Below are 10,422 nucleotides of genomic sequence, written 5' to 3' on the forward strand. Positions count from 1 at the left end.
ATTCAGGGGTATAAATTATGTTCATAACATTCGAAGGTTTAGATGGCAGTGGTAAAACAACCATTTTAAATATATTAGCTGACAAACTTAAAAATCATTATCCACAGCTTAATTTTGTTATCACTAGAGAACCCGGTGGTAAAGGAATTGTTGAAGCTGAAAAAATTAGAGATATCATTCTTTCTAAAGAGAGCGATATTTCACCAATTACTGAAGCTTTACTTTATACTGCTTCAAGAAGAATTCACCTTGATAAAGTTGTTTTACCAGCTTTAAAAAATAACCAATTGGTTTTATGTGATCGTTATGTTGATAGCTTTTATGCTTATCAAGGATATGCTAGAAATTTAGGCATTGATTTCGTTCAACAATTAACCAATTTAGTAATTGATCAAACAATGCCAGATTTAACCTTCTTTTTAAATTTAACACCTGAAGCAAGTAAAAAAAGAAGACAAGATTTAAGGGATACTAATTCTTTAAATCGTCTAGACATTGAAAAAGATGCTTTTCATCAAAAAGTTTATGACGGTTATTTACAATTAATTGAACAAGAGCCGCAAAGATTTATTGTTATTGATGCTTCAATGACAACAGATCAAGTAGCTAATGCTGTTTTTGAAGCTTTAATTCAAAATGATAAGTTCCAAAAGCACTTAAAACAAGCTTAATATGGTAAAAAATCAATTAGAAAAAGTTATTAGTAATTCAATTAAAAATAATCGTCTAAATCATTGCTATTTATTAAAAAGTTATCAAGATAACAATTTTGACAATGCAATTTTATATATCATTAATTCATTAAATTCAACCAAAATTGAAAATTTAAATTTGGAAAATTTACCAGATAACATTTTGCTTTTAGATCCAAACCAAGAAAATAATGCGCTAACAAAAGATAATATTTTGAGCAATTTTGAAAAACTTTATTTAGTAAATGACAACAAAAACAAAAAATTTTTGATTTTCAAGAATATTGAATTTGCTTCAATTAATGCTTTAAACGCACTTTTAAAAACCATTGAAGAACCTTCAACAGATGTAATTTTTATTTTTACAACGCAAAACATTGATAAAGTTTTATCAACAATTAAATCAAGATCGGTAATTATTAATATTCCAGAAAAAAATAAAGAAGATTTAACTGCAAAATTAAAAGATATGGGCTTTAATGAACACGAATGCTATTTGTTGAGTAATGTTTTGGTTTCTGAAAATGAAATAGAAAATGAAAATATTTGCACAATCATGGATAAATTACTTGATCAAATGTTATTAGCAATCAAAAATCCTTATTATCTTTATGCTTATTTAATTCAATTCTTGAACAAAAATTTAAATAATGAGTTATTTATACTGATTAAAACATTGCGTTTTTATTGTCAGGCAATTATCGAAAAACACTTAATTACAGATGAAATGGTCAAAGAAAAATTGGCAAAATTAAAACAAGCTAAATTTAATTACACAGAAATTTATTTAATAACTAATGCCTTTATTAAACAATATTTTTCAAATAATAATCAATATTTACAAGCTGAAAAAATGTTCATCAAGATAGTGGAGAATTATGTCTAAAATTTATATCGTAGGAACTCCAATTGGTAATATGAAAGATATTACTTACCGCGCTGTGGAAACTTTGCAAAATGTTGATATTATTGCTTGCGAAGATACTAGAGTTACTAAAAAATTACTGGATTATTGACAAATTAGTAAAAAAACTTTAACTTACAACAAAATGAATGAAAAAAATTCGGCTGAAGGCTTAATTAAATTATTGTTGGACAAAGATTTAAATTTGGCTTTGGTTAGCGATGCTGGAATGCCACTAATCAGTGATCCTGGTTTCGAATTGGTTAAGCAAGCTAATGAAAATAATATTCCTGTTGAAATAATCCCTGGTGTTAATGCTGCTATAACAGCCTTAGCTTTAAGTGGTTTAGCTAGCGAATTTGTTTTTTTAGGTTTCCCTAAAGAAAAAACCAAACAAAGAGAAGATCAATTAGCTGCTATGGAAACTAATTTCGCCTATATTTTCTATCTTTCGCCACATAAAATCACTTATTTTTTAGATGATGTTGAAACAATTTGACAAGATCAAGCTCAAATTTTTTTAGTTAAAGAATTAACTAAAATGTTCGAAACCCAATATCGCGGAAGTGCTAAAGAATTAAAGACTTTATTTAGTAACCAAAACATTAAAGGCGAATTTACAGCTGTAATTAAACTAAAGAGCCAAATCAAAGAAAAAGTTAATAAATATGCCGCTTTAGCAGGCAAGAAGAAAATAGTTTAAAAATTATAAATTAGAAAAATCACATGCTAATTTTAAACACGTGATTTTTTGTATTCAGTTTAACATAACATTTTATTTGCTATTTAATAAATATTAAATATTATTCATTTAGAGTGTTTTTGTTAAAATATAACAATATTTTAAATAAGAAGTGTGTATGAAAAAAAATAAAAAGAAATTGCTAATAGGTGCACTTGCTATTTTAACTCCAATTACAATAGCGAGCATTGTAACTACAACATTAATTTTGAAGAAAAACAATGAAAAAAATCCTGCTGATCCTGCTAACCCTAAACCAGAAAAACCTACTGAGCCTACTGATCCTGCTAATCCGAATCCAGTAGAACCTATTCAGCCTACTGATCCAGCTAACCCTAAACCAGAAGAACCAAAATCATTGACCTCTGAAGAGACTAATTTGTTGTTTGAAAATGCATCTGCTATAGTTGAAAATAATGGATATTTTACTTCAACAACAGGTGCTTTAAATATCAATATTGAAGGTCTTGATAATTCTCAGAATGACTTAGTAATTAATCAATATAGTTGAAGTTCTAATAATGTATTTTTGAAAAATACTACAGTTCCACAATTACAAATTAAATATAGTGATATTGGAGCAGATACAACTTATTCAGTTGCAATTAAGGGAACTTACAATAATAAAATTTTTGTTAAAACTTTTGACAACTTAAATGTTCATAAATTTAATCCACTTAGTGAAGTTATTTTGCAAAATCGTGATAATGTAATCATAACCGATGAAAATCCAATAACTTTAACTTTAAATGAGACAACTAATTTAGATCTTTCTAAAACTCAATGATTTTATTTTGATAAAAAATTAGATCAAATAGGCTCTTCATCATATCAAACAAACAGACCTGGTACATACTATGCTATTGTATTTAATAACGAAGGTTTAAGTTGAAAAACTAATGAATTAGAAATAGAAAATAATAATCTACAAAACATAGATCCAAGTTTTGCAGCTAATTTAAGTGCGGCTTTTGATATTGTGACTTATCAAGAAAAATTTTTAGGTTATGAATCGCGTGAAAACAAAATAAATAACCAAGTTTATGAAACAGATTTATTAAATCGTTATTCTTCACAAGGTTTTAGATATCCTGGTTGAGAATATAATTATGAAGGTAATAAAGATGAAAATTCATTTATGACTTTGGATGGCAAAAGAGTTAATATTTCAGACTTAGTTTTTGCTGAAAGAGTGCCAGGAACGAATTTTAAATATTCAAGCCCTCAATGAATTAAATCTCAAATTGCAAGTAATCAATTGAAAAAACACCCAGCAGCGGCTTTATGATATCAAAAGAATGTAACTAATGAAACTAAATCACTTACTAAAGAATTTAAAATTGATGGAAGTGTTTCAGGAAGTAATGCTTTAGGTTTATATATTCCAGCAGGTGAAATTGCAGAAATCGAATTTGATACTGAAACATATAATATTTTTAAAAACGAATGAAGTAAAGATTTACCAATTAAAATTCATATAAACCAAAACTATTGAGACAACAGACCTTTTAACAACTCGGCAAAAATTTCTAACCGTTATCCTTTTGTACAAAGCACATTTACATTTCAATTTAGTGAGATAGATCCGAATACTAGAAGAATTAAAGTAGCTTCACCTTTTGGGGGTTCCTTATCATTTGAATTAAAACAAAACTTCAAATATAATAGAAATGGAGATTTTGCTTCTTTAAAATTCAAAGTTTATGGTGCAGTAGAACAATTCCATTATGTTTATGATCAAACAACCGAAGAAGAATGAAATAAACAAATTTCAAAAATTAAAAATGGTGAAATCACTGCTCCTGTGGCTTCAATTCAAACTAATTATTCTTCAATTTTAGTTCCTTTCACCTCTCCTACATCTGTAGCTGGAGTGGAATTAGATAATATGGTTTTCCCAGAAGAAATCTTTAAAAAATGAAATAGTTTTTATGAAATGTCATACTACTGAGGAGATTACTGAAATCCTAAAATAGCTTTAAATTATTGTGATGATATTTGAGATGGAGCTGGAGCTTGAGGTGGTTTGAATAATCTTTGAGCTGCTGTTAGTTGAGCTAAAGGTTATTATGATGGTAAAAGTTTAGATTTTGGTTTTACTAATTGAGGTAATTACCATGAAATTAATCATAACTTTGAACAACATCAAGATCCATTCCATGTTAATAACCACGGCTGAACCAATATTCCTTCAACAGTTGATTTATCTTTTATAAATGACAAAACAAGATTACGTAATTTTGCTAATTTTACAGGCGATTTAGGTGAAGGTTGATCAAGATTAGCTAATGGATACATTTTAAATACTAAAAAAACAAATAATCAAGATTGATATTCATTATACGCAAATATGATTTATCAATATGGACCAATGAATTTTGCCAACTGAACTAAAGCTTCTGGAAAAAGCGGCAATTCAGGAAAATTTTTCACAACTATAACTTATTTGGCAGATTACTTTAAATTAAATCCTTTATATGCACTTAAACAATACGCTCCATCTGTGACTACAGGGGAAACATTGCAAAAGAATTTCAAAGTAATTAAAGAAATTAATGGTGATAGTTTTAGATTAATACCAGTTACTCAAGAAGATCAAGACAAATTAAATAAATATCCTGCTTTTGATTTTGTTTCATCTATTTATGCTGTTGGAAACTATTTATATAATAGTGAAACAGGTAATTTTGAATATACTTCTGATACAATGCCTGCTTTCCAAATTCCAGCTGGTGAAGATTATGTTTTTGATTTCGAAAAAGGTATTGCTTCATTTAATCCTAATTTTAAAATTAAAAATATTCAAGTTCCAACTAAAACTAAATTAGGTAATTCTTTAACTATAGATGCAAATAATAAATTCAAGGTAACTTATCATGCTAATGCAAATACTTTTGCTGAAATTGATGAATTTGACTTAGATATTATTCCGGATGAATTCGATACTAAACCAAGTAATTATGTACCAATGTACAAAATGAAAATTAAAATTAGAAATGTAGTTAATCGTCCAGTGATGAAACTATATCCAAGGTTAAATTCTGATGTTAATTCTTTTGATGAACTTTATGCTGCTTACTCTGAAATAGATCAAAATGATATTGTTTCATTTGTGCAAGATTTTAATTTTGATGAACTTAATTATTTAAGCAACAAGCAAAATACTCTTTTAGAATCAACCATGAAATTTGTTGCTCCTAAAACAGGAACTTTTGAATTTAAAGCACTTGCTGATGATTGATCTGCGGTTTGAGTTGATAATCAATTAGTTGGAAGTAGTTTGAAAGCTTCTAATAGTGAACAAACTTTAGGTTCATTTGAATTTGTCAAAGGTCAAATTTATGAAATTAAATTAGCAGTTTATAACCAAGGTGGCGCTGGTAATATGAATTTCTGATTAGCTAACGGCACAGAAAAAATTAATTTAGTTACCAATTCTATAACTCCTACTTTAGAAACTAATAATTTAAATGAAGATCAACTTCGTAATTTAATTGAAAATCCAACTTATCAATATCAACGTAGATACAGAACCAACGAAAGTAAAAACAAAACTCAAATTTCAAGATATATTAAAAATCTAGGAATGGCAGATCCAAAGTTTAGTGTTAAAAGAATGTCACCGAATACCCCTGATTCTAATAAAGTATTTGACAATAATATTGATACACATTACGAAAGATTCTATGATAATGCTGATAAAAATAGACCAGTAAGATTAATATATAGAACTAGCGAAAGTTTTAAAGCCAACTTTATTGATATATATCCAAGACAAAGCTATTGACGTTGATTTGTACCGAATGAATTGACAGTAACAATTAAAGAAAAAAATTCTAATGAATTGCATATGCAAAATATATATTATGATTTTAGTTCAAGATACAGCAATGCTTCTTATCAAAGAGTTTTCTTCGGTCGTGTTTATGACATAGAAGAAATTACTATTGAAGCCAGAAACACTTTTTATCAAAATGATAAATATGGAATTACTTTAGCTGAAATCAAATATGGACTTGAGTTAAATACCGATAGTATCATTCCAATTAACAGCGAAAATAATAAATTTTATGGACATTGAGAAATAATAAGTAGTGAAAAAGATGGCGTAGAAAGTCCAATTAATGGTTTTGTAGCTAAATCTGTAACTGCTAATGACTATATAAAAATTCCAATCAATTCGCCAGAAATCGTAATTATGGGACAAAAAGGTCAAGACATGTCCACTTTTGATGTTTATTTTGATGATGAATTAGTAGGCAGAGACATTAGCGCTTCTAATCAATCAAACAACACATTATTATTTAATGAATTATTATTTTTAACCAAAATTACTGATACAAATGTAAATTGAAATGATTCACATACTCTTAAAATTGTTAACAAAGAAAATAAACCATTAGTTTTAACATTTATTTCATATAAAGATATTCAGAACTAAAAAATGCCTATAAAATAGGCGTTTTTTAATATCTTTCTCCTGGTTCGAAACTCAAGATATAATTAAACTATGAAAAAAATTAAATCTTTCTTTTTTAAATTTGGTCCTATTTTAAGTACATTATTTATTCCGACTGTTATTTCTTGTCAAAAACAAGAAGATGATAAAAATAAAGAAATAAGAGCTGAATATTTTAATTTTTTAAATACAACAAAAACTAAAGTAATTAATTTTCAAGAAAACTTGGAAAATTACGATTTAAATAAACAAATCAACAATCTCATCAAGTTTATTGATGATGCTCTAAATGAAATCCAAAATGTTGATTCTTTAACAATGAAAGATAATCAAAGAAGAATTAATCAAATTTGACACAATTTGAATTTAGTATTTAATAAGCAAAGTGATATTTATAATTCAGAAATTGCTTCGATGTGAACTAGCTTATATAGACAAAAACAAAATTTACAAAATCTTTATGAGCATTTTATCAATGTAGATTTAGACGTTAATGACATTAACTATAATCAAAAGAAAAATCTCTACGATAAACTAATAACCAATGTTAATCAAATGAATGCTTTGATTTTGAATCTTTTTGACATAAATGACGGAATTTCTCTAAATGAGCCAAATTTAGAAATTCTTACTAATTTAAGAGAAAAAATTTTTAATTATTGAAAAAATTATTTAATCAGGAATAACGAAAGTAATGAAAATATTTTGCCTACCGGCTATTCATATACTTTAGAAGATAATCAAGATAATATAGTAGCAGATGGCGATACTATTTATAAAATCAAATATATTGATGAAAATAATATAGAAAAGTCTCCGAAAGTAGAAGAAGCACAGGCTGAAGGAATTAAAATTGGTTCTATAACTGCATATAGAACCAGAGGAACAGATACCCCTGAAACTAAAAAACTAAATAAACCGAATCAAAAACTAGCAATCCATGAAGCACAATGAGCAGAAATAGCTAAAAAAACTTTTAATGAATTTTTTATAGAAAATGGCGGTGTGTTTTACTTTAAAAAAATAAATAATGGCTATTTTGGTCGTTGAATTGGCCTATTTTTTAGTAATTCTAGTGAAAACTTAAATGAAGAATGAGGAAAAAGAATGGTTAGTTTAGGTTTATCCAGAGTTCAATATATTAACTTAGATCCTGAATCTTTGTTTTATGCAAAAACTGATTTAGAAAAAACATATTACGATCTCATTCTTGCCGCACAAAATGAGGCTAGAAACAACCAAGTAGGTTTTTGAATTGATGATATAAATAATGTGTTTTTTAAAAATCCAGAAAATTAAATTTTAAAACAGTTTAAAAATAAGCCCATGCTTATTTTTTTACTAAAAAGTCTATGAATAAGTGTAATTAGTTAAATATAGTTTAAAAAATTTGCTTTAACAAAATAATCTTAATTATTAGTCCTTAATATATAATAGATATTAATTATTAAGTCAAAAAATTTCAATTAAATAATAGGAGAATTATGCAACAGAATCATATTAATATTTTTGCTTTAGGTGGATTGGATGAAAACGGAAAAAATTGTTATGTTTTTGAATTCAATGACAAAATTTACATTATCAATTCAGGGACTAAAATTCCAATTAATTCAAATAACGGAGTTGACACCTTAATTCCTTCTTTTGATTATTTAGTGAAAAACCAAGATAAAATTGAAGGTATATTTATAAGCGATGTTAAAAATGAAACCTTTAGTGCTTTGCCATGATTATTAATGAAATTACCAAATTTAAATATTTATACTTCTGAATTTAATGCGATCATGATAAGCGAACGTTTATCAAAATATAAAATTGATAATCCAAACTATAAGATTAAGATTCTTAAAAAAGTAACTAAAATAGGCGATATTTTTGTACAGCCTATAGATTTAGCGGGCTCAATGCCAGGTCATATTGGTTTTGATTTTATTACACCAAATGGCGATGTTTTATTTATGTTTAACTTCGTAGAAGGCGATTTAGGAATTTATGGTAAATTAAGTTTTGAAGAATTAGCTAAAAATTTTACTAAAAGAAATTTAGTTGCTCTAGTTGTTGATGCTGGACGCGCTAATTATGGTGGTAAAGCAATTAATAAGATCAATTTACCCGAATCTATTAAACAAGTCTTTTTGAAAGCTAAGCCTGATGAAAGAATTATTATTGGTGCTTATGATGAAGAAATGGTATCAATTCAACAAATTTTAGATTTAGCTTATCAAACAGATCGTCCTGTAATTACTTATGGCAAAACATATGGGCAAGCTTTCAATTTAATTCAGGAAAAATATCCGCAATTAAAATTGCCTAAATTAATTGATTACAAAAATGCCAATAAAGTTTCTAATGCTGTAATTTTGGTTACTGGCTCAATTGAAAGACTTTATTCAAGATTTTTAAGAATCACAAGTAATAATGATGTTTTTCTTAAATTACAACCAAGCGACACTGTTATTATGTTAGCACCAGCAATTAATGGTCTAGAAAGTTTAGAAGCTGTTACTTTAGATGAAATTGCTAGAATTACTCCAAAAATTAGTGATGTTACATCAACTGAATTTTATAGACATAGACCTGCAAGACAAGATTTAATTGACTTGGTAAAAGCTTTAAAACCTAATTATGTAATTCCTGTTCAAGGGCTTTACAGATATTTAACTGATGCTCAAAGATATATTTCACAAGATGCTCCATTTAACAAAAACCACTGTTTATTGATGCAAAATGGTAAAATTGTTCACTTTGTTGATGCTAAATTATTATCAACTAAAGGCAAAGTTAAAGAAATTGGCGACACTATTATTGATGGTTTTGGTGTAGGTGATATTTCATCTGAAGTAATCAATGAAAGAGAACTTTTAGGTCGTGATGGAATAATTTTAATTGCCGGAACATACAATAATCGAACTAAATTTTTAAATGGGAAATTACAAATTAATTTTGTCGGTGTAATTGATAAAGAAACTAAAAAAGAAGCTCAAGAAGTAATTAAAAATGCCATTTATAAAATTATGGAAACTGAAAAATTTGATGGTTTAAAAGATTTTCAAAATCGTGCTCGCCAAGTAATAAGAAAGAAAATTTTCAAGTGTTTTGATAAAGAACCGATGGTAATTGTTTCATTAAATCAAACTTCAATTTAATAATCAAAAGCTATGAAAAACATAGCTTTTTATTTTATAAATTTATGAGTGCTGATATTCAAATAAGCGATTAAGGCATAATAAATCACTATTTCGAATATCCCTTGAAAACTTAGATTTCCAAGTTAAACAAGAGCAAATTCAATTTTGCGTAAACTAGGACAAGAAAAGTAGACAGAAAATAAAAACTGTCTACTTTTCGTTTACAATAAGAGAAAGGAGTTTACAAATGGCTAAACAATTGAAACATTATGAATGATTAGATCTATTTAGATGACTAGAAAATTGAGAATACACAAATGAATATGAATACAAATTTGCATCTTATATTTCAGAAAAATATAATAAGGATTACTTTAAAGAAAATATTAGACGTAGAATTTGAAATAAATTTAGAGAATATCAAAAAGACGAAACTGTAATATTTTCAAAAACAGGAACAGCCCCTAAAAAAGGGAAGGGTTGTGGAAGACCCAAAA

General features: G+C 27.0%; 7 protein-coding genes. All 7 read left to right on the top strand.

What is annotated here, in order from left to right:
* Window positions 1–17 precede the first annotated feature (17 nt).
* Window positions 18–671, top strand: a complete 654-nt coding sequence (tmk, locus tag T395_RS0102445; RefSeq protein WP_029512904.1) for a dTMP kinase — start codon at window positions 18–20, stop codon at window positions 669–671.
* Window position 672: 1 nt separating this feature from the next.
* Window positions 673–1,578, top strand: a complete 906-nt coding sequence (locus T395_RS0102450; RefSeq protein WP_029512905.1) for a hypothetical protein — start codon at window positions 673–675, stop codon at window positions 1,576–1,578.
* Window positions 1,571–2,299 (top strand): 16S rRNA (cytidine(1402)-2'-O)-methyltransferase, encoded by a 729-nt coding sequence (gene rsmI / locus T395_RS0102455; RefSeq protein WP_029512906.1) that lies wholly within the window; start codon window positions 1,571–1,573, stop codon window positions 2,297–2,299. Before T395_RS0102450 ends, rsmI begins: the two co-directional genes overlap by 8 nt.
* 157 nt (window positions 2,300–2,456) lie before the next feature.
* Window positions 2,457–6,779, top strand: coding sequence for a PA14 domain-containing protein (locus tag T395_RS0102460; protein ID WP_029512907.1), 4,323 nt, complete (start codon window positions 2,457–2,459; stop codon window positions 6,777–6,779).
* A 69-nt stretch (window positions 6,780–6,848) separates the two neighbouring features.
* Window positions 6,849–8,096, top strand: a complete 1,248-nt coding sequence (locus tag T395_RS0102465; RefSeq protein ID WP_029512908.1) for a thermonuclease family protein — start codon at window positions 6,849–6,851, stop codon at window positions 8,094–8,096.
* A 185-nt stretch (window positions 8,097–8,281) separates the two neighbouring features.
* Entirely contained in the window at window positions 8,282–9,943 is a 1,662-nt protein-coding gene (locus T395_RS0102470; protein WP_029512909.1) for an MBL fold metallo-hydrolase RNA specificity domain-containing protein, read from the top strand.
* Window positions 9,944–10,172: 229 nt separating this feature from the next.
* Window positions 10,173–10,422: hypothetical protein (locus tag T395_RS0102475; RefSeq protein WP_029512886.1), on the top strand; the 250-nt coding region annotated here is incomplete at its 3' end.

Origin of the sequence: Mycoplasmopsis iners ATCC 19705 (genome assembly GCF_000701805.1) — a bacterium.
GTDB classification, from domain to species: Bacteria; Bacillota_I; Bacilli_A; order Mycoplasmatales; family Metamycoplasmataceae; genus Mycoplasmopsis; species Mycoplasmopsis iners.